Origin of the sequence: Zobellia uliginosa, from assembly GCF_900156625.1 — a bacterium.
Lineage (GTDB): Bacteria > Bacteroidota > Bacteroidia > Flavobacteriales > Flavobacteriaceae > Zobellia > Zobellia uliginosa.
The window spans coordinates 123,875-150,576 of the sequence record NZ_FTOB01000005.1; the positions used below are offsets into that span (position 1 = coordinate 123,875).

Here is a 26,702-nt window from a genome sequence, read left to right on the forward strand (position 1 = left end):
CGTTTGCACTTCAACGTAGTTTTCAAATTTTTACCGCCATAAGGCTATTGGAACAATTGGTGTTATCAAGTCTGTAATTTATATGTTTATATTTTGATAAATGTAGAAAAAATCTTACATTGTATTCCTTTTTTGATATAACTATTATTGTGGGGCTACAGCAATATGATGGTTTGGCCGCCGCACCTTCAACCTTCCCCTGAAATGAGCAATGCCTAGGGCATTTGGTTCTTAGTCTGTATTTACTAATTCTAATCATAAAATACGTTTTATCATGGGAAAAAAAGTTTTAGATTCGAGTATTGGGGACGTAGCGGAGTTGGAAAGGGAAATAACTCCGGAAGAAATTGGCCAACAGGCCCAACTGATACCGTTTTGGTATAGAAACAGCGGCTTGTACATTAAAAAGGGCAGGTTCTTTCCGGTCTTTCCGAAAATACCGATAAAGATGAAGCCGTCTGGGGTTCAGAGTGCAATTGACCTTGATGTTCTGAACGAGGAAGAACGGGCTAGTCTTCCTATATTGCCATTTCTCTCTTACGAAGAACTGAGGCTTGATATTGACGGTCAATTTCCGTTAATGATGGCCAGTGGTTACCTGAGGTTTCCAGGGGTGCATTACGTAGCGAAGTTGAGCAAGTCGGGCAATGATTACTTGGGTAAAATCTGGTACAGGCATGGTAATGTAGCCTCGTTTGCCTACAAGTATATCAAAATCGAGTTGACCAATTCAATCTTCCCAAAAAACAAGAAGGCCAAGGTCACTTTTTACGGAAACGGAGATACCAAAAAAGTTTCGACCTATAATTTTAGTAGCAGTCAGTTTAGAAAAGTCGATTTTGAATTCGATTACGAAGAAGGGGTAAAACCGGTGTTGTCTATAGATACCCATGCCCATCCGATAAGGCCTGCGAGTCTGGTCAAAGAAAAATTGACACTTGAAAAAGTGTATCAGCGGGCTGGTTTTACGGTTACGCGATCCGCCGGTGATGAGGTTCCTTCGGCGTTAAAAGGGGCGAATGGTACTTGGAGCAATATGGAAATGCATGATGCCATGCAGGCCTATTGGTCTAAATTCAGCGCAGCACCCAAGTGGGCCTTGTGGACCTTCTTTGCCAAACAACATGATATAGGCCCGAACCTTGGAGGGATTATGTTCGATGATATCGGTCCTAACCACAGACAGGGTACGGCTATATTTTACGACTCTTTTATTAATAATGCGCCAGTGGGTGACGCCAATCCGGCAGCCTTTGTCAAACGTTCAAAATTCTGGACGGCCGCCCATGAAATGGGGCATGCCTTTAATTTGGCCCATTCATGGCAAAAAAACTATCCCGGTTTTGGCTTTTCATGGATTCCACTGGCCAACGATCCTGAAGACCGTAGCTTTATGAACTATCCCGGTAGGGTTAGTGGGGGTGAAAACGCTTTCTATTCCGATTTTGATTTTAGGTTTACCGATAACGAGTTGTTGTTTATGCGCCATGCCCCTAACGATTTTGTTGAAATGGGAAATAGCGACTGGTTCGAGAACCACGCTTTTGAACAAGAAGCGTCCATTACCGATAATAGGTTGTCGTTAGAGATAAACGTATTACAGGAAGGCCGAGTGGCCGAATACCTTGAGCCTGTGTATTTGGAGCTGACCTTGAGGAATACTTCCGGTGCTCCCATAGCGGTGAGCAAACGCTTGATTGACAACCTTAAGAATGTTATGGTGCTTATTCAAGGGCCCAACGGCAAGGTGTCTAAGGTGCGTAGTTTTGTCGAGTACCTTCTCGAGGATAAAGAGGTGGTCTTGTTGCCCGATGAAATCATGACCCATAAACATTTTATATCCGCAGGTCCCGATGGTTGGTATATAAAAGATAGTGGTAGCTATAAAATTTCGGCCATGTTAGAGAACAAGGATCAAGTTTATAGTTCCAATCAGGTGGAATTGGAAGTACTCTTGCCTAAAACTACCGAAGCCCAATTATTGGCGAATCAATATTTTACCGAAGAGGTGGCGCGAGTCTTGTTTTTTAATGGTAGCCGAGTGCTTACCACTGGAAACAAGGTGTTGCAAAAAGTAGTGGACAGCCTACCGGAAAGTAATGTTTCGGTACATGCGGCTATGGCACTGGCTATGCCTTATATGAAAGATTATAAGATGATGAATTTTGAAGAAGCTACACCGCAGGCGGCCGTAAAAAGTGCCTCGGAGGAAAAGGGCGGGTTCAAGACGATAAAGGCCGATGAGAAAAAGGCAAAGTCTTTGATCGATATAGCTACGTCACGTACCGAGCAATTTGCCAAGACCTATGGTGTTGCATCGAACAACGCACATTTGAACGAGCTTCTTGGTTTTATAAAAGAAAACGACAGTGCGACAAAGCTCAATAAAATTGAGAAGGATTTGAATAAATATAGCCGTAATTGACACGTGGGGGGAATATATGTCAATTAAAAAAGGGTAGACGTGATGAAACGTCTACCCTTTTTGTATGTGTTAAACCTATACTTGGTCTATTGTTTCAGCGCTTTTTCAATTCTGGAAATAGCTTCCCTGATTTGCTTTTCGGCCGCGGCATAAGAGATTCTGATGCAATTTCCGTTGCCGAAGGCATCGCCTGTCACCGTTGCTACGTTCGCATGCTCCAAAAGGTACATGGCGAAATCGGAGGCATTGTTTATGGTTACCCCGTTCAAAGTTTTTCCAAAATAAGCGGTTACGTCAGGGTAAACGTAAAAAGCACCTTCGGGTTCGTTACAACGAAAACCGTCGATAGCGTTCAAAAGTTCAAGAATGATTTTTCTACGTTCCTTAAACTCATCGACCATATATTGAATTCGGTCGGGAGATTCGGTTAGGGCGGTAATTACCGCTCTTTGGGCAATACAGTTGGCGCCGCTGGTAACTTGGCCCTGTAGTTTGTTACAGGCACGAGCTATGTAAGTCGGGGCTCCGATGTATCCAATACGCCATCCGGTCATGGCAAAGGCCTTGGCCACTCCGTTTACGGTTACCGTACGGTCGTACATATCTTCAAACGCGGCCATAGAGGCATGCTCGGTTACACCGTAGTTGATATGTTCGTATATTTCATCACTTACCACTATAATTTGTGGGTATTTCTGTAAAACGTCCGCAAGGGCACGTAATTCTTCCTTGCTGTATATAGAACCACTGGGGTTACATGGGGAGCTGTACCAAAGCATTTTGGTCTTTGGCGTAATGGCGGCTTCCAGTTGTTCGGGAGTCATTTTAAAATCGCTCTCTATGCTAGTGGCCACTTCTACGGGTACACCATCGGCCAATTTCACGATATCGCTATAGCTAACCCAGTAAGGACATGGGAGAATAACTTCGTCACCTTTGTTCAATACCACTTGCGCTACATTGTACAAAGCTTGTTTGGCTCCGGTAGACACAACGATCTGCGGACGCTCATAGCTGATGCCATTGTCTCTTTGAAACTTGGTGATGATCGCATCCTTCAATTCTACGTACCCATCAACAGGGGTGTATGAATTATAGCCGTCGTTTACGGCTTGAATGGCCGCTTCCTTGATGTAGTCGGGCGTATTAAAGTCCGGTTCGCCCAAGCTTAGTCCGATAATGTCTTTTCCTGCTGCGCGCAATTCACGGGCCTTGGAGGCCATTTCTAGGGTGGCCGAGGGAGCTAGACTGTTGATGCGGTCAGAAAGTTGGTTCGTTGTTGCAGTCGATGATGTCATAATAAAACTAATGTTTTACACGGTACGTATACACGTGTGCTAATAAAATTACGTTCAATGGGTCTATTGAAGGTTCAGGCTAGGTCTTTTACCGAGCTCCTTCAAATGTTTAAAGTGCGAAATTATAGCTTTTCGGGTAGTTTTGTACTCGTTATAGGGCAAATTAAATTCCTTTGCCGTTTCTTTCACAATTTCTGCAATTTTTGTGTAGTGTACATGACTGATGTTAGGGAAAATATGATGTTCTACCTGGTGGTTCAAACCTCCCGTAAACCAATTGACCAATTTGTTTTTGGTGCCAAAGTTGACGGTCGTGAACAATTGGTGTATGGCCCATGTATTTTTCATAGTACCTGTTTCGTCGGGTAATGGCGTATCGGCCTCGTCAACGATATGTGCCAACTGGAATACTACGCTCAAGATAACCCCGGCTACATAGTGCATGATAAAGAAGCCCAACAATACCTTCCACCAAGCGATATCGACAAAAATCAACGGCAGAACGATCCAGATGGTGATATAGAGCACCTTTGTAATAACCAAAGTACTCCAATTCACTACCGGGTTCGGTAGTTTACCGTATGAAAGTTTGCGTTTCATATAACGGTACATCTGCTGAAAATCGGTGGTAATGGCCCAGTTGAACGTCAATAAGCCATAAAGAAAAACCGAATAGAAGTGTTGGAATTTATGGTGTTTGCGCCATTCTGCATGTTTGCTAAAGCGCAGGATGCGGCCCGCTTCCATATCTTCATCGTGTTCGTGGATGTTGGTATAGGTGTGGTGCAATACATTGTGCTGCACCTGCCAGTTGTAAACATTTCCCGCTAGGATATAAATACTGCTTCCCATGAGTTTGTTCACCCATTTTTTGTTCGAATAGGCGCCGTGGTTGCCGTCGTGCATAACGTTCATGCCAACACCTGCCATACCGATTCCCATGATAATGGTAAGAATCAGGTTGGCCCAGATCGGAAGGCCTAGGGTCAAGATCAGAAAGTACGGGGTCAGAAAAATGGCGAACATAATCACCGTTTTCAGGTGCAAGCGCCAGTTGCCCGTCTTTTTTAATTTGTTCTCTTTGAAATAATCGTTTACGCGCTTGTTCAAGGTTCTAAAGAACTGTGCGGAATCTTTTCTAGAGAATCGTACTGTTTTTGGGTCCATATAAATAGTATTTTTGATAAATATCGTAGAAACGCAAAGGTTTAAATGTCGATAAAATATTATTTCATCGATGAATATAGTAGTTTTGTAACTATACAAATATACGCATGACTGCCGAATTAGTTTTTAAATATTTTCCCAATTTATCAGAACTTCAACAAAAACGGTTCATTTTATTGGAAGAACTGTATAAAGATTGGAACCAAAAGATAAACGTAGTCTCTCGTAAGGATATTGATGAACTTTATTTGAGACATGTACTTCATTCAACCGGAATAGCTAAAGTTCAGCAGTTTAACGATGGGTCTTCCGTTCTCGATGTAGGTACCGGTGGTGGCTTCCCCGGTGTGCCCTTGGCTATACTTTTTCCTGAAGTACAGTTCACTTTGGTCGATTCTATAGGTAAGAAAATTAAAGTGGTCGAAGAGGTCGTTCAAGGTCTGGGTATAGACAATGTACGTACCATCAATGCCAGGGTAGAGGAAACCAAGGAGCAACATGACTTTATTGTAAGTCGAGCGGTTGCCGCAATGCCTACTTTTGTGCACTGGGTCAAAGGGAGAATAAAAAAAGATTCGCTACACGAACGTAGAAACGGAATTCTTTACTTAAAAGGTGGGGACTTGTCGGAAGAACTAGAAGGGTATAAGTCGGTAGAGACCTACGATCTTACCGACTACTTTGAAGAGTCTTTTTTCGAAACCAAAAAAGTGGTTTACCTGCCCATGAAATACAAGGGCTAGTCTATAAGCTCAATAGGTGGTAATACGCCTTTCTATATTTCCTCGCGTAAATTTTCAAATAACTCCATACGTGTATACGTAAGCAATCTACAATCATTCGTGATTTACTGTATGTTTTCTGCATATTCATAATCCTCATTTTTTTACAGTTACTACAAAGTACGTAATTATTACGATAAGTTTACAATTACTTAACGTTAAATTTACATAAAAAGTGTGTATTCAAGCAAGTTTCAGTCTTTTTTCCTCAAAATCAAGGTGATAAAATCGCGATTTTAGGCTTTACTATCCTTGTGGAGCCAGATTTGATATCTAACAAAAATTTTATTGTAAAGCGCTTGTAATTAGGTTTTTATAGGTTTGAGTCCGACTGTAATCACTTTGCTTTAATAAAGTAATGTTTGTGTTGTGTTATTTTAATGTAAATATAACGTTAACCAAGAGGGGTAAATTGTGTTGTTTTGGAAAAAAGGAGGGTTTTGGGTATAAAAAAAGCCTTTCAACACTATGTGTCAAAAGGCTTTTGAAGGTTTTACGCTTTTCTTACTTGCTCCATGGGGGAGTGACACCGTTAGATCGCGCGTAGGCGATCAATTGGCCTTTGTGTTCTCCGTTGTGTTCCATTATGGCCAAAAGGCCACCCAATTTGTTCATTTTGGCGAACCCAAAGTCCACTTCATCGGCAAATTGGTCGTCCTCCACTTGGGTTATTTTGTCAAGAACGAATTCATTCGATTTTTTCAATGCGGCTATAATATTTTCCTTGCCCGTAATTTTTGAAAGGTTCATCATATCAACATCCTCTGGTGGGGCAAAGCCCATTTTAGAGGTTAGGTAGTAGTTTCCTCCGGCTACGTGCAACAGGGCTTCCGCCACCGAATTGACCCCTTCGGTAGGGCGCCAGGCGTACTGCTCTTCAGAGAAGGCTTCCGCTAGGGCGACTACTTGTTCTTGGTTTCCTTTTAAAACGCCCTGAATTGTGTTTTGGGTCAATTTTTCCTGTGCATACGTTATGGTGGCTACCATAAGGAATGCCATTAATGCTAGTTTTTTCATTTTTCTTTTTGTTTTAGTGGTTAAATAAATTCCCCAATCGTCCGATTGTAAAACCGGGAATTGGGGAATTTAAGAAAAGTTACAATAAAATACTGATAATCAGTATTATTTTGGTGTCTTGTTTAGCCTAGGAAGGGATATCTGTAATCCGTTGGGGTTACAAAGGTCTCCTTGATAAGGCGAGGTGAAACCCATCTTAACAAGTTTTGGGCCGAACCGGCCTTATCGTTGGTTCCGGAAGCCCTAGCGCCTCCAAAAGGTTGCTGGCCTACAACGGCTCCAGTCGGTTTGTCGTTGATGTAGAAGTTACCCGCACAGTTTTGTAGTGCTTTGGTGGCTTCGTCGATCGCATATCTGTCAGTAGACAAAACTGCTCCTGTCAAGGCGTATTCCGAGGTTTCGTCAACGAGCTTAAGGGTCTTGGACCAATCTTCGTCCTCATATACATATACCGTTACCACTGGGCCGAACAATTCGGTTTCCATAGTGGTGTATTTGGGGTCTGTAGTAAGAATGACCGTAGGCTCTATAAAATACCCTTTCGATTTGTCGTAGTTTCCACCGATAATCACTTCGGCATTGTCGTCGTTTTTGGCTTGATCGATGTATTTGGCCAATTTGTCGAATGAACCTTCGTGGATAACCGCCGTTACGAAGTTGCTCATATCCTCGGGGCTTCCCGGTTTGTTGAACGAAGCAACGTCTTTCTTGACAGATTCAAGAATTTCTTCCGATAATGATTTAGGAAGGTAGACACGGGAGGCCGCACTACATTTCTGACCTTGGAATTCAAAGCCGCCGCGAACGATGGCAGTGGCCACTTGCTGTGGTTTTGCCGATGGGTGAGCGATGATGAAATCCTTTCCGCCGGTTTCCCCAACGATTCTTGGGTAGGTTTTGTATTTATGGATGTTGCTTCCTATCTGCTTCCAAAGTTCTTTGAAGACATGGGTGGAACCTGTAAAATGGATACCTGCAAAATCAGGACTGTCCAATACGGTTTCGGTAATCATTACCGGGTCTCCGTAAACTACGTTGATCACTCCATCGGGAAGACCTGCTTCCTTGAAGATGTCGACAATTACCTTTGCCGAGAATACTTGGCTGTCGCTAGGTTTCCATACCACTACGTTACCCATCATGGCGGCACTTGCTGGAAGGTTTCCGGCAATGGCGGTAAAGTTGAACGGGGTAATGGCATAAACAAAGCCTTCTAGGGGTCTGTATTCTACACGGTTCCAGATACCTTCGGCCGAATCGGGTTGCTCTTCGTAGATCTGTGACATGTACTCTACATTAAAGCGAAGGAAATCGATCAGCTCACAGGCGGCATCGATTTCGGCCTGATGTATGGTTTTCGATTGTGCGATCATGGTGGCGGCATTGATCTTTGCGCGGTAAGGTCCTGCGATCAATTCGGCAGCCTTTAGGAAAATGGCGGCACGCTGTTCCCAAGTAAGGTCGGCCCAAGCCGCTCGAGATGCCAAGCCGTTTTCAATGGCCTGGGTCACATGTTTCTTTTCGGCTACATGGTATTGGCCTACAATGTGTTTATGGTCATGTGGAGGAGACATCGGCTTGGTATTACCGGTCTTAATTTCTTCTTTACCTATATATAAGGGTACGTCTACATTCCCGTTAAAATAAGCACGGTACTGTTCGAGGACTTCTTCTCTTTCGGAAGAGCCTGGTGCATAACTTTTTATCGGTTCGTTGATAGCTGTCGGTACTTGAAAAAAACCTTTGCTCATAATACTTTAATTAAGTTTTAAAAAATAGAGCGTAAAGGTAGGATTCTTAGTGCGAATAAAAAATTGCTATGGGGGTAATAATGCCCGTAAACTATGCTAAAAAAAGCATAAAACTATAGGGAGTGAACCGACGGGAAAACCAATGCGCTAACAATTTTTTAAATCGGCGTAAAAAATACTATGATATTGAAAGGAAATGGCCTAATTCAGTGCAAAAGGGGCATGAAATTTAAAGGTGGGAATGTAGACCCTAAATTTTTCGGTGGAACTGAAATTTACCATATTGTAATGCCCCCTCATGGCGCCGATGGGCGAGGCTAGAAGGCAGCCGGAAGTGTAAGTGTGCGATTCGCCGGGTTTGATGACCGGTTTCTTGCCGATTACACCTTCCCCGTCAAGGATCTCCAGCTCGTTAAGGGCGTCGTAGATTTTCCAGTGACGCGAGGTCAGCTGTACGGAGTCTTTACTTTGGTTTTCTATGGTAATGGTGTAGCCAAAGGCAAAGTGCATTTTATAGTTCTTGAAGAATGTACCTTCAAAACTGGTGTTTACCGAAATTTTTATGCCCTTGGTTACCTGTGTGATCATAAGCGTTTCCTTCTAAAAGGTGATTATGTTTCCGGTAAAAAGAATTACCGTGGAAAATATAGCCAATATAAAAAAAATAGTGTTGAGAAAGAGATATTTAACAATAGTTTTGAATATACCCTGTCCGTAAAAATTCCGCATAGCCGCAAAGAGGTATGTCGAAAAAATCATTAGAAAAATCCAATTGCTGTTCGTTTTAAAAACAGAGTCAATCAAATAGCTAATAATGAGCAAGATAAACAATAAGGCGGTGTTGTGAAAACTAAAGATCAAATGATCGGTGTAACTATATTTTTTTCTGATATATACCAGCCAAATGAATAAGGTAAAGACGGGTAAAAAGAAAAATACGACGAACGGTAATTTTGAGATCAGGGTGCTTAGGAAGCTGCCGGGCGATTTTTGGAGTTTTAAGAACCCGTTGGCGGTGTTGAATGCCATTTTGTTCTCGAAAGTTTCGGCAAATCCGTATTTCTGCTCTATATCTTGGTAGTCGTATATGGTATCGTGCTTCAAAAGGGTGGTGAACAAAACGTGCTTGGCGCTGAAGCGGTCGCCTAAAAGACCTTGGTCTATTTTCTTTATATGGGCGCCCGGGTCGAGTAAGAGCAATGAGTCGCGCTTGTGCTTTCGCGCTTTGTATGTATCGTAGTTTACCACTTTTTTAAGGGAATCGATTTTTTGGGATAATTCGACTTCCTCTTCGTTTGCGGGGTCTATCGTCAATTCGGAAATCACGTCTTCAACGGCCGAGAAGTCCTGAACGGCGTATTTGTCCAGTTTTGAAAAATTTCCAGTAAAATTTATCATCAAAAAATAGATGATGGCGAGGCTTAGTAAAAAGCGAAACGGGTTGGTGAAAGAAACGCGCTTGCCGTCGATATAGCTTCTTGTGATCTTTCCCGGTCTGATGAGTAGGGTAGAGAGTGTACGGAACAAACGTGAGTCGTAGGCGATCAGGGTGCCGAAAAACTCGTCCACATAATCCTTGAGGGATATTTTTTTAGTGCTGTTGGCCTGCGAGCAATTGGGGCAATACCTGTCACTTAGGTCTAGGGGATGTCCGCAATTGAGGCATTCGGTGCCTCGGTAGTTGAGGTTGTACCTTCCTTTTCCTGGTATTATGGGCTTGTCGTTCATTTGTCCAGAAAAAATATAAGGCCAAGGCTTGTTGTGGTTTAATTGCTGATATTTCTCGAATTGGCCGAGCCAACACCGATAATGCTGTCGTATAGGTCACCGAAGTTCCTGTAGTATACTAAAATAAGGTAGTTGTTCTCGGTAAAGTGGTAGTTGCCGCAAATGGTATTGAGTTCTATGCTGCCATCTTCGCGTTTTATAACATATTTATAGTTGTAGAAGCCCTGTTTGAGTTTTATTTGGGCTTCCATCATCCCATTATTTTCGTTATAGGTCATTTTGTTCCCCTCGTTCAGGGCGTAATTGTTGTGCTTTCCGAAAACATAGACCTCGTCTAGGGCCAGACGTTCGTCGTAGGGTAGGGCAAAATGGACCATGGTGTACTCCGCTTCCCTCGAATTGTCGTCGCCCTGTAGGGTGCGAACGACAAAGTCGCCGTTGATGTCGGGGTAATAGGTATAGGGTTGGTTGGCGCGATATTCGTCGGCAAACAAATAATGGTCGTAGAGTTCGCCGATTTCTATTCTTGAAATTTGTGATGTCGGCGCCCTAAGGTCGCTGGTGTCGAAATTCAGGAATTCGTTACCGCCGTAAAAACTCGTTTCTTGGTCGTATTTGTAGACCAGTTCGGATCCCAAGGTGTATTGTGGGGCTATATTATAAAGAGCCGTTTCCCATTGATGGTTTTGTAAGATGGCCACTTTCACTTCTTTTTTCGGGTTGACAAGCTGAAAGTTTCCGGCATTGATGCTGAATTGTACCACTTGTTTTTCGTTGAGGAAGTTAAAATCACGCGAACGTTTGATCGTACCTCCCACGGTAACGAGGTTTTTGTAGACGACAAATCGCCTTGAAAATTGAAGTTCGTAGCTGTCGTTGTAGATTTCCAGTACAAAATTCCCGCTTACCTTTAGTCCTACATTTTCGTTCGGTATGGTCAGTTTGTAGTTGGAATAAGACTGGAGGGTAGAGTAACTGTTCTCGTAATCGGTGATGCGTTGGTTGTCTACCCCGTTCAGGTATTGCGACTTTAAAAGTTGGGACGGTTGCCAGTCGTAGTCGCAATGGACGATTTTGTAGTAATAGTCGCGTTCCTCCGCCGTAGTGTCGTCAAACTCCAGCTTGATGCTCTCGCCGAGCTCTACCACGGGAAATTGGTCTTCCGTAGGTCCTCCGAAAATGACGGTTTTTATATGTTCGGGAGGATTCACTTCTACTTGAACCTGAGCCCATATTGAAGATGTTAAAACGAAGGAAAAAACCAGTGTAAGATTCAAGCGCATTACCAGCTATTTTTTATCACAAAGGTAAACAAAAAGCTTGCCCAAAAAATTTAGATCGCTGTGTGGCCTAAATTTCTAGGCATTTATTATGAAAACAATCCTTTTAGTATTATTTTTGCTCGAAATTTTGTTAACCTAAGGTCTAGAACAATATGTCTAAAGACATCAGGATTAAAAAGGGCTTGAACATAAATCTTGTTGGAGCTGCAGATCAAACTACCTCAAAAGCCGTTTTAAGTAACGTTTATGCCATAAACCTAAACGATTTTCACGGAGTCACACCTAAAATGTTGGTAAAGCAAGGTGCTGAAGTCAAAGCGGGAGAACCAATTTTTTACAATAAGGACAAGGAAAACATGCTTTTCGTCTCGCCGGTAAGTGGTGAGCTTGTAGAGATTGTAAGGGGCGCAAGAAGGCGCATTCTCACGTTAAGGATTTTAGCCGATAAAGAGCAGGCCGACGTTTCCCACGATTTGTTAAATGTTGAAAACGCCTCTAAGGATGAGGTCAAGGCATACTTGTTGAAGACAGGGTGCTGGCCTTTTATCAAGCAACGGCCGTACGACGTTATAGCGAATCCGGATGTGAATCCGAAAGCGATTTTCGTTTCAGGATATGTTACGGCGCCACTTGCTGCGGATTTGAATTACGTTTTGCAAGGAAAGGAAAAAGAACTTCAGGCCGCATTGACCGCCTTGGGCAAATTGACGCCCGGTAAGGTCCATGTTTCTGTCGGGAAATCCGATAACTCGCCATTGGCCGCTGTAAAAGGCGTGGAGCTGCACAAGGTTTCGGGTCCGCACCCCGCAGGCTTGGTCGGTACGCAGATCAATAAAATCGATCCGATCAACAAAGGGGAGACCGTTTGGACGGTAACGCCACAAGACTTGGTGATCATCGGTGAGTTGTTGTTGACGGGTAAGTTTAACCCTGAGCGTATTGTGGCCTTGGCCGGATCATCGGTTAAAGCGCCAAAGTACTACAAAACCAAAATTGGAACCGAAATCTCTACCTTTTTATATAGTAGCGGTGTTGAAGGTGATAATTTTAGGGTAATCAATGGTGATGTGCTTACGGGTTCAAAATCGGCACCTGATGGGTACTTGGGTTACTACAATAATACGGTAACGGTGATTCCTGAAGGGGATGATTACGAATTCTTTGGATGGAACAAACCTGTTTTCAATAAAATATCGGCTACAAGGGCATTGACGTTCTCATGGATGCAGCCCAATAAAAAATACGACCTGAATACAAATACCAATGGGGAGCACCGTGCTTTTGTGGTAACGGGTATGTATGAAAAAGTATTTCCGTTAGATATCTATCCTATGCAGTTGCTTAAGGCGTGTATGGTGAAAGATTTGGATGAGATGGAGCAACTGGGGCTTTATGAAGTGGCGCCGGAGGATTTCTCGTTGACCGAGTTTGTTTGTGTTTCAAAACAACCGCATCAACAGATCATTAGGGAAGGATTGGATCTATTGCATAAAGAAATAGGATAAAAGATGAGTGATAAAAGACTGACTTTCAAAAAAAGGCTGCACATTTTAAAGCACCATTACCGTGGCAAGAAAATGGCGCCGGCCTTCAATGCGTTGCATACATTTTTGTTTGCTCCTGACGAAACCACACATTCGGGTTCGCACGTAAGGGCGGCAGATGATTTAAAACGTACCATGAACACGGTGATCATGGCCTTGGTGCCGGTATTGATTTTTTCAATGTTCAATGCGGGCTACCAACACTATTCGGCCATAAACGGATTTCCTCAAGATTTCTCGTTGATGAACGATTTCCTTACTTGGGACAATTTCTGGATCGGAATCATAAAAGTACTTCCTTTATTAGTGGTGTCTTATGGAGTGGGACTTCTAGTCGAATTTATATTTGCCGTAATCAAAGGGCATGAAGTGGAGGAAGGCTACTTGGTAACAGGTATGCTGGTTCCCTTGATCGTTCCTATCGATACGCCACTTTGGATGTTGGCCGTGGCCGTAGTTTTTGGTGTGGTCATCGGTAAGGAGGTCTTTGGTGGTACGGGGATGAATATCTTGAACCCTGCGCTTACCATAAGGGCGTTCTTGTTTTTTGCCTATCCCACGTGGATGAGTGGTGACAAGGTTTGGGTGTATCAGGCGGTTGAACGTGCCGGTGGCCCGGATGCTATTTCAGGTGAGACTATTTTAGGGTATTTGGCACAGAATAAAGCGGCCGAGATGTCGTATTCGGTATCGGATATGTTCTTCGGTTTTATACCGGGTTCTGTCGGTGAGACTTCTACATTCTTGATCCTTTTAGGGGGCTTGTTCTTGATCTTTAGTAAGATCGCTAGCTGGCGTATTATGCTAAGTGCCGTTATCGGTTCCTTGGTCATGGGCTTGGTCTTCAACGGAGTTGTCGATGCAGGCTGGATCGGTGAGACCAGCAAGTTTTACGGTCTTATGAGTTTTGAATTTTGGAAACATTTGATCGTTGGTGGTTTGGCCTTTGGTATTGTCTATATGGCTACCGACCCGGTTACGGGCGCCCAGACCAATAGGGGGAAATGGTTCTACGGATTCTTTATCGGTTTCCTTTCGGTAATGATACGGGTATTCAACCCCGCCTACCCAGAAGGTGTTTTCTTGGCCATTCTTTTAATGAACGTTTTTGCGCCGACAATTGATCATTATGTGGTTCGTGGAAACGTAAAACGTAGAATGAAACGACTCAAAAATGCAACCATCTTGCCTAAGGATTCAGAGGGCAAGGCAAACGAACTTCACGCAGAAACCGTATAGTTATGGCAATCAATACAGATAAAAATTCATATACCGTTATTTTCGCTGCCGTTATGGTGGTGATAGTAGGTTCTATTCTCGCTTTTGCGGCCTCTGGTCTTAAAGATAGGATAGCCGAGAACGAACGGTTTGAAAAACAACAGAACATTCTTTACGCCATGGGTGTAAACGAAAATGTTGACGAGGGTAGTGTAAACTTCGTTTCTACCGATAAGGTAGAGGGCGAGTTTAAGAAGTATATCAAAGAACAATTGGTTATCGAAGGTGGTGAAATTACCAAAGACGACCATGCGTATTTGATTGATATGAAAAAGCAAATGGCTATCGCCGCCAAAGGTGAAACACCTAAGCTTCCATTGTTGATCGGTGAAAAAGACGGGGAGACCTTCTATATCATCCCGATGTACGGAAAAGGTCTTTGGGATGCCATCTGGGGTTTTATCGCAGTTGACAAGACCATGACGGTTAAAGGGGTCTATTTTGACCACAAAGGAGAAACACCGGGTCTAGGGGCAAACATCAAGCAGCGTTATTTTATGGATGATTTCACTGGGGAAAGCATCCTTAAGGGTACGGCCTTTGAAGGTATTACCGTAGCCAAAGGAAATAACGATCCCTTGAACAATACAAAAGATGACAACGAAGTCGATGCGCTCGCAGGAGCGACAATTACCGGAAACGGGGTGTCGGCTATGATTAAAGAGAGTGTACATCTCTATGAGGACTATTTAAAAACCGTTAGCGCAAAATAATATGGCACTATTAACAAAAAAAGATGCAAGTCTAATAACAGACCCGTTGGCCGATAACAACCCTATTACCATTCAGGTATTGGGTATATGTTCTGCGCTGGCGATTACGGCAGAGTTGAAAGCTTCCGTAGTAATGGCGGTCTCGGTACTTTTCGTTTTGGCCTTGGGTAACGTGGTGATTTCCTTAATGCGAAACATCATTCCTTCCAAAATAAGGATTATCGTTCAGTTGATCGTGGTGGCTACCTTGGTAATTATCGTGGATCAGGTCTTGAAGGCCTTTGCCTATGAATTGAGTAAAACGCTTTCGGTATTCGTTGGTCTGATCATTACCAACTGTATCATTATGGGACGCTTTGAGGCTTTTGCCTTGGGTAACGGTCCGTGGAGGTCTTTCTTGGATGGTATTGGTAATGCCTTGGGTTATGGTGTTATTTTGGTCATCGTAGGCTTCTTTAGGGAGCTTTTGGGCTCGGGAACTTTATTCGGTTATCCTGTCTTGGGAAATCCGATCGAAAAAACGGGCTTGTACTCCATAGGTTACGAGAACAACGGATTTATGATTATTCCACCGGCGGCTTTGATCGTTGTAGGTATTATCATTTGGGTACAGCGTTCAAGAAATCCGGCCTTGGTCGAAGATCATTAATTAAGGTAAAAAGATAGAATTATGTTAGAGCATATTGAATTATTTTTTAAGTCCATCTTTATAGATAATATGGTGTTCGCCGTATTCTTGGGGATGTGTTCTTACTTGGCAGTATCTAAAAAAGTAGCTACCGCCGTAGGTTTGGGAGCTGCCGTAATTTTTGTACTGGCCGTTACCGTTCCGTTGAACTGGTTGTTGGACCAATACCTTTTAAGGGATGGCGCGTTGGTGTGGTTGGGACCTGAATACACTGACTACAACTTGAGCTTCCTTTCCTTCATCCTATTCATTGCTACCATTGCAACTATGGTACAATTGGTTGAGATCGTAGTGGAGAAATTTTCACCTTCACTTTATAACTCCTTGGGTATTTTCTTGCCTTTGATCGCAGTAAACTGTGCGATATTGGGGGGCTCGCTCTTTATGCAGTCCAGAGATATCCAAACCTTGGGTTTGGCCTTCAATTACGGTGTTAGCTCAGGTATCGGATGGTTCTTGGCCATCTTGGCCATTGCCGCTATTCGTGAAAAAATCAGATACTCCAATGTACCGGCCCCGTTAAGAGGTCTGGGTATAACCTTTATCATAACAGGTTTGATGGGTATCGGATTCCAAAGTTTTGGAGGTATGTTGACAGGTGGTGACGAAGCGGCCCCTGTTAAGGAAGAACAACAAGTGGTTAACGACAAGGTATCGAAAATCGAGAAGAAAGAGCTTGAAAAGAAAGATATCGAGGAAAAGGAAATTTCTTATAACGACACAATAAATAATTAGATATGCTATTAGCAGCAAGTACCGGCGGAACTATTCTTATTACAGTAGTCGCATTTTTGATACTCTTAATGATTTTGGTGGCCCTCTTATTGTTCACCAAGGAAAAACTATCGCCTTCGGGTCCCGTTACCATTACGATCAATGGGGAGAAGAAGATAGAGGTGGGCTCAGGAAGTTCATTGCTTTCTACACTGGGTAACCAGAAAATTTTCTTACCGTCGGCTTGTGGTGGCGGTGGAACCTGTATTCAGTGCGAATGCCATGTGCTTTCCGGTGGAGGTGAGGCCTTGCCTACCGAAACGCCCCACTTCTCTAAAAGGGAATTGAACGCGGGAGCTCGTTTGGCCTGTCAGGTGAAAGTAAAACAAGACATGGAGATTACCATACCCGAAGAGGTATTCGGTATCAAAAAATGGCCCGCCAAAGTGGTTCGTAACTATAACGTGGCTTCCTTTATCAAGGAATTCGTTGTTGAGATCCCAGAAGATATGGGATACAAGGCAGGGGGGTATATCCAAATCGAGATTCCGGAATGTGAGATCAAGTATTCCGATATCGATATTACCGCCCACCCCGAAGAACATGAAACACCCGATAAGTTTCAAGCGGAGTGGGACAAGTTCAACCTTTGGCCTTTGGTAATGAAAAACCCTGAAACCGTAGAGCGTGCCTATTCGATGGCTTCTTACCCTGCGGAAGGAAGAGAGATCATGTTGAACGTTCGTATTGCGACCCCACCATGGGATCGTGCCAAGAACGGTTGGATGGATGTTAACCCAGGGGTGGCTTCATCTTATATATTCTCCTTGAAACCTGGTGATGATGTCGTTATCTCAGGACCTTACGGTGAATTCTTTATCAACGAGTCCGATGCTGAGATGTTATATGTCGGTGGTGGGGCAGGTATGGCGCCAATGCGCTCGCATTTGTACCATTTGTTCAAAACCCTTAAGACCAATAGAAAAGTAACGTATTGGTACGGTGGTCGTTCTAAAAGGGAACTTTTCTACATCGATCACTTTAAGAAATTAGAGCAAGAATTTCCGAATTTCAAATTCTATATGGCACTTTCTGAGCCTATGGAGGAAGATAACTGGAAGGTTAAGGAAAATATTGATGCACCGGGAGACGGCTTTGTAGGCTTTATCCACAACTGTGTGATCGAGCACTATTTGAACCATCACGAATCACCTGAAGATATAGAGCTTTATTTCTGCGGACCTCCATTGATGAACAAGGCGGTACAGAAAATGGGTGAAGACTTTGGTATTCCCGATGAGCATATCCGCTTTGATGATTTTGGTGGATAATCATATACGTACGAACAAAGGAGTTTTAGTATTCTATATCGTACAAGCTTTTTAAATTGAATAAAAACCGATGTACAAGCATCGGTTTTTTTTGATCTAATTTTTTTTTAGTGTTATGGGGAAACCGTTAACGGGTCGAGAACTGCATAACCTGGCCATGAACATTGTGGGACGGGAGCTTGAGGCTGAGGGGTACGATTTTATGGGCGTGAACAGCGAACCTAAAAAGAATCCCCAGTTTGTTTGCCTAAAGGACAAGGTATTGCATTTTATCGTGGTACGCTATGTACCGCACCCTAAAGACCCTAGGGTTTATGACGAGGCCTTAATGGCCAAAATGAAGGATCATGCCAATAAGCATGAAGCGCGTACCTATTATGCGGGGGTGGGGCTGTCAAATGCCGAAAACCAAGATTTACCGGTGTATTTGAACGAGGCCTATATTGTTGATTATAGAGGTTTAATTGAGATTGAAGATGAATAGATTGATAGTGTTTCTTGTCGGATTGCAGTTGATTTCATGTGGTGGTCCGGGTGGTGTGGTCCGAAACGAAGCATCGGGTGCGGCCTTGGGTACTTCGTATAACCTGATATATCTGACGCCGGAAAAGCTTGACTTGCAAAAGCAAATCGATTCGGTCTTTGATGCGATCAACCATTCCTTGTCGACCTATATTCCGACCTCCGATATTTCGAGGATCAATAAGGGCGATTCTACCTTGGTGGTGGATCAAATGTTCAGGGAGGTTTTTAATTTGTCACAAGAAGTGTACACCAGTACGAAAGGCTATTTTGATCCCACTGTGGGGGTTTTGGTGAACGCTTGGGGCTTTGGCCCGGGAAAACAAATGGAGATGGATAGCGCCCGCGTAGATAGCCTTCTGCGTTATGTGGGTTTTAATAAGGTAAAGCTTACCGAGCGCTTTACGGTTCAAAAGAGCGAACCCGATATCTATTTCGATTTTAATGCCATTGCCAAAGGATATTCCATAGATCGCTTGGCGAAGCTGATGGAGATGCACGGTGTTGAAAACTACTTGCTGGAAGTGGGTGGGGAGCTCGTCGCCAAAGGAAACAACCAAATCAAAGGGAAGCCTTGGGTCGTGGGAATAGAAGATCCTACCATTGAAGACGATAGAAAATTGAAGGCTACCATCGAACTTCAGGATAAGGCTTTGGCTTCATCGGGAAACTACCGGCATTTTAGAAAAGACCCGGTCAGTGGGGTAAAATATGTGCATACGATCGATCCTATTACGGGGTTTACCAAAAACTCCAATACCCTGGCGGCTACCGTACTTGCCGATAATTGCGCAAAAGCCGATGCCTATGCCACTTCCTTTATGGCAATGGACTTAGATGAGGTGTTGAAACTTTTGGCGGTTAGGCGCGAGCTGGAGGCCTATATTATCTTTTTTGACGAAAAGGGGGAGATCCACGAATTTATGACCCCGGGTTTTGAAGCCTTGCTGACCAAATCTTAGGCCGGTTTTTTTACCAGGGGAATGATTTCACCCTTGGCCAATCGGTATCTGTCTATGTCTTCGGGCGAAAGGGTGGCGGTATAGTCTACTTCCTCGACGATAAAACCTATGCTTCTTAACTTGTCGAAATAATCGCGACCGTAAATACGAACGTGGTCGTACTGCCCGAATATCTTGGTGCGTTCCTTTTTGTCGGTGATGCTGTCATCTTCAAAGGTGGTCTCGCGTTCCAAGTCTTGTGGAATCTGTAAGATGCCCCATCCTCCCTTTTTCAGTACGCGATAGAGCTCTTGCATGGCCTTGGTGTCGTTCGGTATATGTTCGAGCACATGGTTGCACAAAATCACATCAAAGCTGTTGTCTTCAAAAGGTAGGTCACAGATATCGGCCTTTACATCGGCTAGGGGCGAAAAAAGGTCGGTAGTGGTATAATCTAGGTTTTTGAGCTTTCTAAAGCGCTTGTAAAACGCCTGTTCAGGGGCAAAATGGAGCACCTTTAGGTTTTCGGTAAAGAAGTTCGACCGATGTTTCAGGTAAAGCCATAACAAACGGTGCCTTTCCAAAGATAGGGTGTAAGGGGCGAGCACATTTTCCCTAGGGCTTTCATATCCGTAGGGTAAAAAGCGCTTGAACCTTTTGCCGTCAATGGGGTCTTCATAGCGATTGCCGCGCATCCAAAGACCTAAAAGCGGTCGCACTAGGTAGCTTAACTTGATAAGCAGCGGCCTAGGAACGGCATTTAGAATGAACTTGAAAATTTTGGACACGTATGGAACGGGTTTGTTCGGGTTACCTATATCCGCTCTTGCTTAAAGAACCAATTTTTTTTGATGGAACTGATCTTCTTCGTCACTTTCAATACCTAGGGCTTCATAAATATACTGATAGGTAGAGAGAAGCTCGGGTTTGCCGTTAACGATGGCCACGTTGTGCTCAAAGTGGGCACTGGGTTGACCGTCGGCGGTTAAGATCGTCCAGCCGTCCTTGAGTTGCTTGATGCGTCGCGTACCCATATTGATCATAGGCTCTATGGCAACAACAAGACCTTCCTTGAACTGTTTTCCGCGACCGCGTTTACCGTAGTTCGGCATTTCGGGGCCTTCGTGTAACTTTTTGCCCAGGCCATGGCCTACCAATTCGCGAACTACACCATAACCATGACTCTCGCAATAGTTTTGAATGGCATAGGCCACATCGCCAACGCGGTTTCCCGCCTTGAATTGGGCAATGCCCAAGTACAATGATTCTTTGGTGACCTTGAGTAGCTTTTTGGTCTCTTCCGCTATTTCACCAACGGGAAAGGTATAGGCGTGATCGCCGTAGTAACCGTTTTTAAGGGCACCGCAATCTACCGAAATAATATCGCCTTCTTTCAAAGGTTCTGCGTTGGGTATGCCGTGCACCACTTGGGCGTTCGGACTCATGTTCAACGTATTCGGAAAATCGTACATGCCCAAGAAACCTGGTTCAGCGCCCTGCTCCCTGATAAAATCTTCTGCTAATTTATCAAGATATAGGGCGGTGACACCTGGTTTTATCTCCGATGCCAGCATGCCCAAAGTTCTTGATACCACCAAGGCGCTTTCACGCATTAGTTCTATTTCCTCGGGTGTTTTTAATTTGATCATAGCGGCAAAGGTAAAAATATTTGATGTGATTGACTAAACAAGAGCCTTTCTTGTCATTAATTCTGGTTGGGGAACGCCCATCAGTTTTAAAATGGTCGGGGCGATATCGCCCAGAACACCGTCTTTAATCTCTTTGATTTCCTTGTCGACCAAGATCGAGGGTACGGGGTTGGTGGTATGTGCGGTATTCGGACTACCGTCAGGGTTTACCATAGTATCACAGTTCCCGTGATCGGCAATGACTATGGAAGTATAGCCGTTTTCCAGTCCTGCGGTCACTACGTCCCTGGCACATTCGTCGACCACTTCACACGCTTTAATAGCGGCAGACATAACTCCCGTATGGCCTACCATATCAGGGTTGGCAAAGTTTAGGCAGACAAAATCGACCTCTCCTTTTTTCAATTCGGGAATGATGGCGTCCCTAATGTCATAGGCGCTCATTTCCGGCTGTAGGTCGTAGGTGGCTACCTTTGGGGAAGGACATAGCAAACGTTGCTCGCCATTGAAGGGCTTTTCACGGCCACCATTGAAGAAAAAGGTAACGTGCGGATACTTTTCGGTCTCGGCAATACGAATTTGCTTTTTATTCGCCCTTTCCAAGACTTCGCCCAAGGTGTCCTTGATATTGTCTTTGTCGTAAACCACGTGAACCCCGGTGTACGAATCGTCGTAATTGGTAAGGGTTACGTAATACAGGTTGAGTTTGTGCATGTTCTGCTCATGCATATCGTTCTGGCTCAAGACTTCGGTAAGCTCGCGTCCACGGTCGGTCCTGAAATTGAAGAAGATGACCACGTCGTCATTTGAGATTTTGGCAACGGGGGTTCCCTTACTGTCGGTCATTACAATGGGCTCGATAAACTCATCGGTTACGCCCTTGTCATAGTTCTCCTGCATTTTTGCGGCAATATCGACGGTTTTATCACCTTCGGCATTTACCATAAGGTCATAGGCTTTCTTTACGCGCTCCCATCGTTTGTCGCGGTCCATGGCAAAATACCTTCCGATTACGGAAGCCAGTTTGGTATTTTTATCGCTACAGAAATCGTTCAGGTCCGTCAAGAAACCTTTTCCGCTTTTGGGGTCTACGTCCCTACCATCGGTAAAGGCGTGAACGAACATATTTTTTACGCCGCTGGCGTTACCGGCCTCGATAAGTCCTTTGATGTGGTTGATGTGGCTGTGTACCCCACCATTGCTCAACAAACCTAAAAAGTGTACGGGTTTGTCGTTCGCCTTGGCATAGGCAAAGGCATCTTGTAAGACCTTTTCGTCTTTCAAGGTGTTCTCTTTTACGGCCAAGTTGATCTTTGCCAAATCTTGGTATACGATACGTCCGGCACCAAGGTTCATGTGGCCCACTTCGCTGTTTCCCATTTGACCTTCGGGCAAACCTACGTTCATACCATCGGTAAGAAGGTTGGCGTTCGGGTAATTTTTGTAAAGGGAGTCGACAAAGGGAGTATTGGCATTGTCTATTGCGGAGACCTTGGGGTCGGGCGATTTGCCCCAACCGTCAAGAATCATAAGTATTACTTTCTTGTTCATGGGTTCTGAAAATTAGATTTTCAAAAGTACTGTGATCTATGAGGAAATACCAATTATGACGGGGCTTTTTTACGGTGATTTCAACATTGTTAGAGATACCACATTTTACTGTTCGAAATAGTATTTTTTAAATTTCTAGGGAAGGACCGAAGGGGAGCTCTGGCAAAGGCAAGACGCTTGTAAAATGGATGGAAAGGGGCGATAGGCCCTATTGCAGATCTGAGCTTGCAGGAAGCCCAATTGTTAAAATTTTGTTATTGTACCCAAAATCTTGTAACAAGATGGCGAAAATCAAGTCTATCTAGTACAATCAATTACATATTCATCAATTAAAATCACTCATCATGAAAAAAACAGTATTCACTTTCGCAATGGCCTGTTTGGTCGGATCTACAGCCTTAATGGCCAATGACAACATTACTACGAACAATGCGCCGGCATTTGAAATGTACCGTACTTTAGAAGTAAACTCTTTCTGCAAGGCAATTATGCAGGGCGATTTTGACACCGTAAAAAAATTGATAGAACTGGGCGAAGACGTCAACCAAAAGTCTTTGGGAATGACACCGGCCATTTTTGCCGCACGCTATAACAGGGCGGAAATCCTAGAATTGTTGATCGCAAATGGGGCAAACCTAAAGATCAAGAGCGATAAGGGATATTCCGTAAAAAAATACGCAGAGCTATCCAATGCGGTCGATGCCCTAAGGGTCATTGATTCGGCCATGGGAAGCTAAAAGCTTGAATTAGCCCGATTGCTATGAAAACTAAAACCCGACCATATTGCTATGGCCGGGTTTCTTTTCATATAGTGACTCGTAAAAGAGCGGTAAAACGATACGGATCAGAATTCAAATCCGTGTAAGGCCCTATGCATAAACGCGTAAACGGCCATAAACAACATTAATCCACAAAACACCGAATAGGCCTTTAAAAGAAATACAACGATTTCAGGCTTGCAATTTTCGAATGCTTGGACGTACAAATTTTTAAAGTGCAATAGTGTTCCCATATAGTTTCTCTTTTAATGCCTTGTCTAGGGGCATTGGTTATTGTAAAGCTATAAGGGTTAAATCAGTGCTCTGGCAATGGTAGTCTTTGGGAGGTGTAAAGATAGCCAATTAAACGGCGGTGCCCTTGCAGTTCATCGAATTTAACAACTCTTCGCGGAATTTATAAAATAAATCGTAACCTATTGGGAAACAATGGCTAGGGTTTTGTGGGGGAAGCCGTATGAAGTAGGTCGGGCCTTACTGATTTCGATATTTTTCTATGGATTCCCGTATTTTCTCGATCCGGTTTTCAGGGTCGGGATGGGTGCTTTGGAATTCAGGGGTCCGGTTCGGGCCGGCCGCTGCTTTTAAGATTTCCATTACCTTGATCATTTCTTCAGGGCGATAGCCCGATTTTATCATAAAGAGTACGCCTAGGTCATCACTTTCAAGCTCGTCGCCACGACCGTTTTTAAGCAGGGTGTTTTGGCCGATTCCACCGACCAATCCGCCCATGTCGCCACCAACGGAAGCTCCGGTCGATAGGGTTTGCCAAAATTCGCCCTCGGCAATGCGTTCTGCCGAATGCCGGCCGATCACATGGCCGATCTCGTGGCCTAAAACCCCGGCGAGCTGGGCCTCGTTCAGTTGTTTGAACAGGGCGTAGGTGATAAAGACCGGACCGCCGGGCAATGCAAAAGCATTGATCGTCTGGTCGTCGGCCAATAGGTGAAAGTCGTATTGATAGGGCGTTTCTCGGGCAATGCTGTTCTGTACCAGTTTATGCCCTATTTGGTCTACATAAGATTGTAGCTTCTCATCGGGGTATAGTCCTCCGTATTGTTGGGCAATTTCCGGGGCACTGTTGAGGCCGATGGCAATCTCTTGCTCGGTACTCATGTTAATGGTCTGTACCCTTCCGGTATAGGGGTTTTCCTCCTTGCTGCTCCAACGCTTGATAAAGGCAAATGCCACAATGGCCAAGCCTATAACTATCCTAATTTTCCAACTTCCTCTTCGCATGGTTTAGTGTTCTTTTGTACCTCAATATACAAAAGACCTAAAGAAGTTCGGTATTGATATCCAGGATATTATCTTGTATGTAGTTGGTCAAGAAGCCTTCGGTAAAATGTTCGGTACCGTAGAAATCTTCATTTTTTAGCAATTGCATGATGTTCTTTCTTCTGAATTCGGTCAGCATAGGAACCGATAATGGGGCATAACTATAGTGCCATGGCTCGTATTTAAAGCCCCTACGGCCGGGGGTGTCGGTATAGACCAAGTGGAAATCGAAGTCCTTGGCATTTTCATCCATCCATTTCTTGAAATCGGCATAAGGTTCGCCTTCCCCGAATTTTGATGGTACCAACATATCGCCTTCTACCTTGCGGTTACCGTCAACAATATCGATGTCGGTACCCCAATGGTGTCGGCTTGTGCCGGGTATGGTGGAATATTCTATGATCTTGTCAATGGCCTTTAGCGGGGCCATGTTGCCATCGTCGGTGTATTTTAGGAATTTGCGTTCCCAGATAGAACGTTGGCGTTCGAAACTGCGGTAGCTAGAGACAATTTTTAAATCTATGCCATCGCCGTAAGCGGCTTTTTTCATTTCAACAAAGGCATCATGTGCCTCTTTTCTTAAATTGATGCCCTTTCCGTAGAGTTTGATATCGGTTTTGCCCATCAGCTCTAAGATGCTGTACTCAAAATCTTTTGAGAATGCCAAATTGGGCAGTGCCGCCAATGCCAGGCCTGCAACCCCACTCTTTTTTATGAATGCTCGTCGTTCCATACTACCATTTTGTTTTAATCGTGTTCGCAATCTAGACAAAGATACCCAAATTTGGTGCCAAGAATAGATCGCGACCGAATTGATAACGTTTGAACTAGCGATTATCGTGTAAAGTGACGGTGGTAAATAGGAAAAAAACCTAAGGCTTCCCCCTATCGGAATGATTCCTATGGCTTTAAGGTCGATTCGTGCCGCTCGTTGGGGCAAAGAAACAGTAGTAGGGCAAATGTGAAATAGGGGAGGTAGGTTCAACATCCTACTAAAAAAAGAAAAGCCGGGTCCGGTATGTATCGCTATGTACGGTCTTTATGTGGGGCGGCAAATAGGGGGCATAAAAAAGGGGCCTTTAAGCCCCTTCTTTTTATCAGTCGTTCGCCAAATATAAAAATCCTTGAAACTCAAGATCTAGATCGTCTAGGGTAACTATATAGAAGTATACGCCCGAGGGAAGTCCCTTATCGCGCGATACTACAAAGTTGTTCTGTGTAGAGTGCCCGTTGAATTCATTGGTGTAATTCCTTTTTTCAAAAACCTTGAGTCCTTCTCTGTTAAAGATCTGCATAAAATTGTTGGGCGATAAGGCCAATTCGGGAATCTCGAGAAAATCGTTGATTCCGTCACCATTGGGGGAGACGAAGTAATTTTCAAGGTCGAGATAGTCACGGGGCTCGCCTGCGGCCGCAAAGGTAAGTACGGCGTAGTCATCGGGAACAATAGTGCCCGTAGCGGCAATGCCTTGGCTAAGGGAACCCGAAGAGACCGGCCCTCCGAGGCTTACCCATCGGTTTTCCGACTTGCTATAGCCAACAATGACCACTTCGTTGACATCGTTGGTCAATCGGCTGATATTGCTCCTTTCGTTCCAAAGCAGTTGTACGGTAGAAGGCACCGAGCCTTCTAAATGCCAGAATTCCACGGTGCTGATCCGGCCAATCTCGGCAGCCTTGTTATCGGTATTGAACGAACCCGGTATAATGCTCGGGCTGTTCGGGTCTTCTAAATAATAGGCACATCGGGCCAGGGTATTCGGACTTTCGGAAATTAAACGCAAGGGGCGAAACTCTTGGGTATCGCCTACAGGGAACATAAAATCGGACTGGCCACTTACGCTGGCATAACCATCTACCTTACTGATATTGCTTTGTCCGTTGGGAAAGGCATTGTTCAAAAAGTTAAGGGAATTGAAGCTCTGTGCCCGATCGGTGATGACATCCCCGCTTACGAAGTTGGCATTGTTCAATACGTTCAAGGCGGTCTGTAATATGGTACCCGAACCGGTTACGAACTCAACATCGTAAAGGGTGGCGGGCAGGCTACCGCCAATGGTGCGGAGGTCGTCGCCATAAAAACCGACCAGCCCCAGGTTTTCGTCAAAGCTGCCGTCGTTGATCAGGTCGGTATGAAAGCCTATTCGCCCTCCATCGTGAACACGTAGGTTGCCGGCATTGTACAGGGCCGATTGGGCCTGTACGCCCGATACCAAAATGAGTGCCACTATGTATAGGTGTTTTTTCATGTGCTGCTGATGGTGCT

General features: G+C 44.2%; 25 protein-coding genes. 11 read left to right on the plus strand and 14 right to left on the minus strand.

All coding sequences use genetic code 11. The features are described 5' to 3' along the window. The first annotated feature begins 274 nt into the window (after window positions 1-274). Window positions 275-2,425, plus strand: coding sequence for a zinc metalloprotease (locus BW980_RS17010; RefSeq protein WP_076456390.1), 2,151 nt, complete (start codon window positions 275-277; stop codon window positions 2,423-2,425). 86 nt (window positions 2,426-2,511) lie between these two features. On the opposite strand, the gene BW980_RS17015 is transcribed toward BW980_RS17010, so the two are convergent. Continuing rightward, on the minus strand, window positions 2,512-3,723 hold the full coding sequence (locus tag BW980_RS17015; RefSeq protein ID WP_076456391.1) for a pyridoxal phosphate-dependent aminotransferase: 1,212 nt from the start codon (window positions 3,721-3,723) through the stop codon (window positions 2,512-2,514). A gap of 63 nt (window positions 3,724-3,786) precedes the next feature. After that, entirely contained in the window at window positions 3,787-4,890 is a 1,104-nt protein-coding gene (locus BW980_RS17020; RefSeq protein ID WP_076456392.1) for a fatty acid desaturase family protein, read from the minus strand. A 107-nt stretch (window positions 4,891-4,997) separates the two neighbouring features. On the opposite strand from BW980_RS17020, the gene rsmG reads away from it, so the two are divergent. Beyond that, window positions 4,998-5,633, plus strand: a complete 636-nt coding sequence (gene rsmG, locus BW980_RS17025) for a 16S rRNA (guanine(527)-N(7))-methyltransferase RsmG (RefSeq protein ID WP_076456393.1) — start codon at window positions 4,998-5,000, stop codon at window positions 5,631-5,633. Window positions 5,634-6,176: 543 nt separating this feature from the next. Here rsmG and BW980_RS17030 read toward each other — a convergent pair. From BW980_RS17030 to BW980_RS17050, 5 genes are all read right to left on the minus strand, one after another. After that, a complete protein-coding gene (locus BW980_RS17030; RefSeq protein ID WP_076456394.1) occupies window positions 6,177-6,689 on the minus strand; it encodes a DinB family protein in 513 nt (170 codons plus the stop codon). 122 nt (window positions 6,690-6,811) lie between these two features. Continuing rightward, a complete protein-coding gene (gene pruA / locus BW980_RS17035; RefSeq protein WP_076456395.1) occupies window positions 6,812-8,440 on the minus strand; it encodes an L-glutamate gamma-semialdehyde dehydrogenase in 1,629 nt (542 codons plus the stop codon). A gap of 201 nt (window positions 8,441-8,641) precedes the next feature. Further along, window positions 8,642-9,028 (minus strand): Co2+/Mg2+ efflux protein ApaG, encoded by a 387-nt coding sequence (apaG, locus tag BW980_RS17040; RefSeq protein WP_013992129.1) that lies wholly within the window; start codon window positions 9,026-9,028, stop codon window positions 8,642-8,644. Between the two features lie 12 nt (window positions 9,029-9,040). Continuing rightward, window positions 9,041-10,168, minus strand: a complete 1,128-nt coding sequence (locus BW980_RS17045; RefSeq protein ID WP_076456396.1) for a DUF3667 domain-containing protein — start codon at window positions 10,166-10,168, stop codon at window positions 9,041-9,043. A 38-nt stretch (window positions 10,169-10,206) separates the two neighbouring features. Continuing rightward, window positions 10,207-11,451, minus strand: coding sequence for a type IX secretion system plug protein (locus BW980_RS17050; RefSeq protein ID WP_076456397.1), 1,245 nt, complete (start codon window positions 11,449-11,451; stop codon window positions 10,207-10,209). Between the two features lie 152 nt (window positions 11,452-11,603). Here BW980_RS17050 and BW980_RS17055 point away from each other — a divergent pair, with 152 nt between their 5' ends. From BW980_RS17055 to BW980_RS17090, 8 genes are all read left to right on the plus strand, one after another. Continuing rightward, window positions 11,604-12,956, plus strand: a complete 1,353-nt coding sequence (locus tag BW980_RS17055) for a Na(+)-translocating NADH-quinone reductase subunit A (RefSeq protein ID WP_076456398.1) — start codon at window positions 11,604-11,606, stop codon at window positions 12,954-12,956. 3 nt (window positions 12,957-12,959) lie between these two features. Further along, window positions 12,960-14,234: an NADH:ubiquinone reductase (Na(+)-transporting) subunit B gene (locus BW980_RS17060; RefSeq protein ID WP_076456399.1), complete on the plus strand. Its 1,275-nt coding sequence runs from the start codon at window positions 12,960-12,962 to the stop codon at window positions 14,232-14,234. Window positions 14,235-14,236: 2 nt separating this feature from the next. Continuing rightward, a complete protein-coding gene (locus BW980_RS17065; RefSeq protein WP_013992124.1) occupies window positions 14,237-14,986 on the plus strand; it encodes a Na(+)-translocating NADH-quinone reductase subunit C in 750 nt (249 codons plus the stop codon). Window position 14,987: 1 nt separating this feature from the next. Then, window positions 14,988-15,635: an NADH:ubiquinone reductase (Na(+)-transporting) subunit D gene (locus tag BW980_RS17070; protein ID WP_013992123.1), complete on the plus strand. Its 648-nt coding sequence runs from the start codon at window positions 14,988-14,990 to the stop codon at window positions 15,633-15,635. A 21-nt stretch (window positions 15,636-15,656) separates the two neighbouring features. Beyond that, window positions 15,657-16,409 (plus strand): NADH:ubiquinone reductase (Na(+)-transporting) subunit E, encoded by a 753-nt coding sequence (nqrE, locus tag BW980_RS17075; protein WP_076456400.1) that lies wholly within the window; start codon window positions 15,657-15,659, stop codon window positions 16,407-16,409. Window positions 16,410-16,411: 2 nt separating this feature from the next. Then, window positions 16,412-17,719, plus strand: a complete 1,308-nt coding sequence (gene nqrF / locus BW980_RS17080) for an NADH:ubiquinone reductase (Na(+)-transporting) subunit F (protein WP_013992121.1) — start codon at window positions 16,412-16,414, stop codon at window positions 17,717-17,719. A gap of 115 nt (window positions 17,720-17,834) precedes the next feature. Further along, window positions 17,835-18,203: a Na(+)-translocating NADH-quinone reductase subunit F gene (locus BW980_RS17085; RefSeq protein WP_076456401.1), complete on the plus strand. Its 369-nt coding sequence runs from the start codon at window positions 17,835-17,837 to the stop codon at window positions 18,201-18,203. Then, complete coding sequence (locus BW980_RS17090; RefSeq protein WP_076456402.1) at window positions 18,196-19,203, plus strand: FAD:protein FMN transferase; 1,008 nt, start codon at window positions 18,196-18,198, stop codon at window positions 19,201-19,203. Before BW980_RS17085 ends, BW980_RS17090 begins: the two co-directional genes overlap by 8 nt. Here the strand turns inward: BW980_RS17090 and BW980_RS17095 are convergent. From BW980_RS17095 to gpmI, 3 genes are read right to left on the minus strand one after another with little or no spacing between them, the layout of a single operon-like run. Continuing rightward, on the minus strand, window positions 19,200-19,970 hold the full coding sequence (locus BW980_RS17095) for a class I SAM-dependent methyltransferase (RefSeq protein ID WP_076456403.1): 771 nt from the start codon (window positions 19,968-19,970) through the stop codon (window positions 19,200-19,202). The genes BW980_RS17090 and BW980_RS17095 overlap by 4 nt on opposite strands. Window positions 19,971-20,012: 42 nt before the next feature. After that, on the minus strand, window positions 20,013-20,831 hold the full coding sequence (gene map, locus BW980_RS17100; protein WP_013992117.1) for a type I methionyl aminopeptidase: 819 nt from the start codon (window positions 20,829-20,831) through the stop codon (window positions 20,013-20,015). A gap of 33 nt (window positions 20,832-20,864) precedes the next feature. Further along, window positions 20,865-22,382, minus strand: coding sequence for a 2,3-bisphosphoglycerate-independent phosphoglycerate mutase (gene gpmI, locus BW980_RS17105; protein ID WP_076456404.1), 1,518 nt, complete (start codon window positions 22,380-22,382; stop codon window positions 20,865-20,867). A gap of 344 nt (window positions 22,383-22,726) precedes the next feature. Here gpmI and BW980_RS17110 point away from each other — a divergent pair, with 344 nt between their 5' ends. Further along, the gene (locus BW980_RS17110) at window positions 22,727-23,119 is read left to right on the plus strand and encodes an ankyrin repeat domain-containing protein (protein WP_076456405.1); all 393 of its coding nucleotides are present in this window, start codon (window positions 22,727-22,729) and stop codon (window positions 23,117-23,119) included. A gap of 107 nt (window positions 23,120-23,226) precedes the next feature. On the opposite strand, the gene BW980_RS22980 is transcribed toward BW980_RS17110, so the two are convergent. The 4 genes from BW980_RS22980 to BW980_RS17125 all read right to left on the minus strand — a co-directional run bounded on the left by BW980_RS22980 (window position 23,227) and on the right by BW980_RS17125 (window position 26,685). Beyond that, complete coding sequence (locus BW980_RS22980) at window positions 23,227-23,394, minus strand: DUF6747 family protein (RefSeq protein WP_316932901.1); 168 nt, start codon at window positions 23,392-23,394, stop codon at window positions 23,227-23,229. Between the two features lie 238 nt (window positions 23,395-23,632). Further along, window positions 23,633-24,397: a M48 family metalloprotease gene (locus tag BW980_RS17115; protein ID WP_076456406.1), complete on the minus strand. Its 765-nt coding sequence runs from the start codon at window positions 24,395-24,397 to the stop codon at window positions 23,633-23,635. A 37-nt stretch (window positions 24,398-24,434) separates the two neighbouring features. Continuing rightward, on the minus strand, window positions 24,435-25,169 hold the full coding sequence (locus BW980_RS17120) for a M15 family metallopeptidase (protein WP_076456485.1): 735 nt from the start codon (window positions 25,167-25,169) through the stop codon (window positions 24,435-24,437). 364 nt (window positions 25,170-25,533) lie between these two features. After that, window positions 25,534-26,685: a T9SS type B sorting domain-containing protein gene (locus BW980_RS17125; protein ID WP_076456407.1), complete on the minus strand. Its 1,152-nt coding sequence runs from the start codon at window positions 26,683-26,685 to the stop codon at window positions 25,534-25,536. Window positions 26,686-26,702 lie beyond the last annotated feature (17 nt).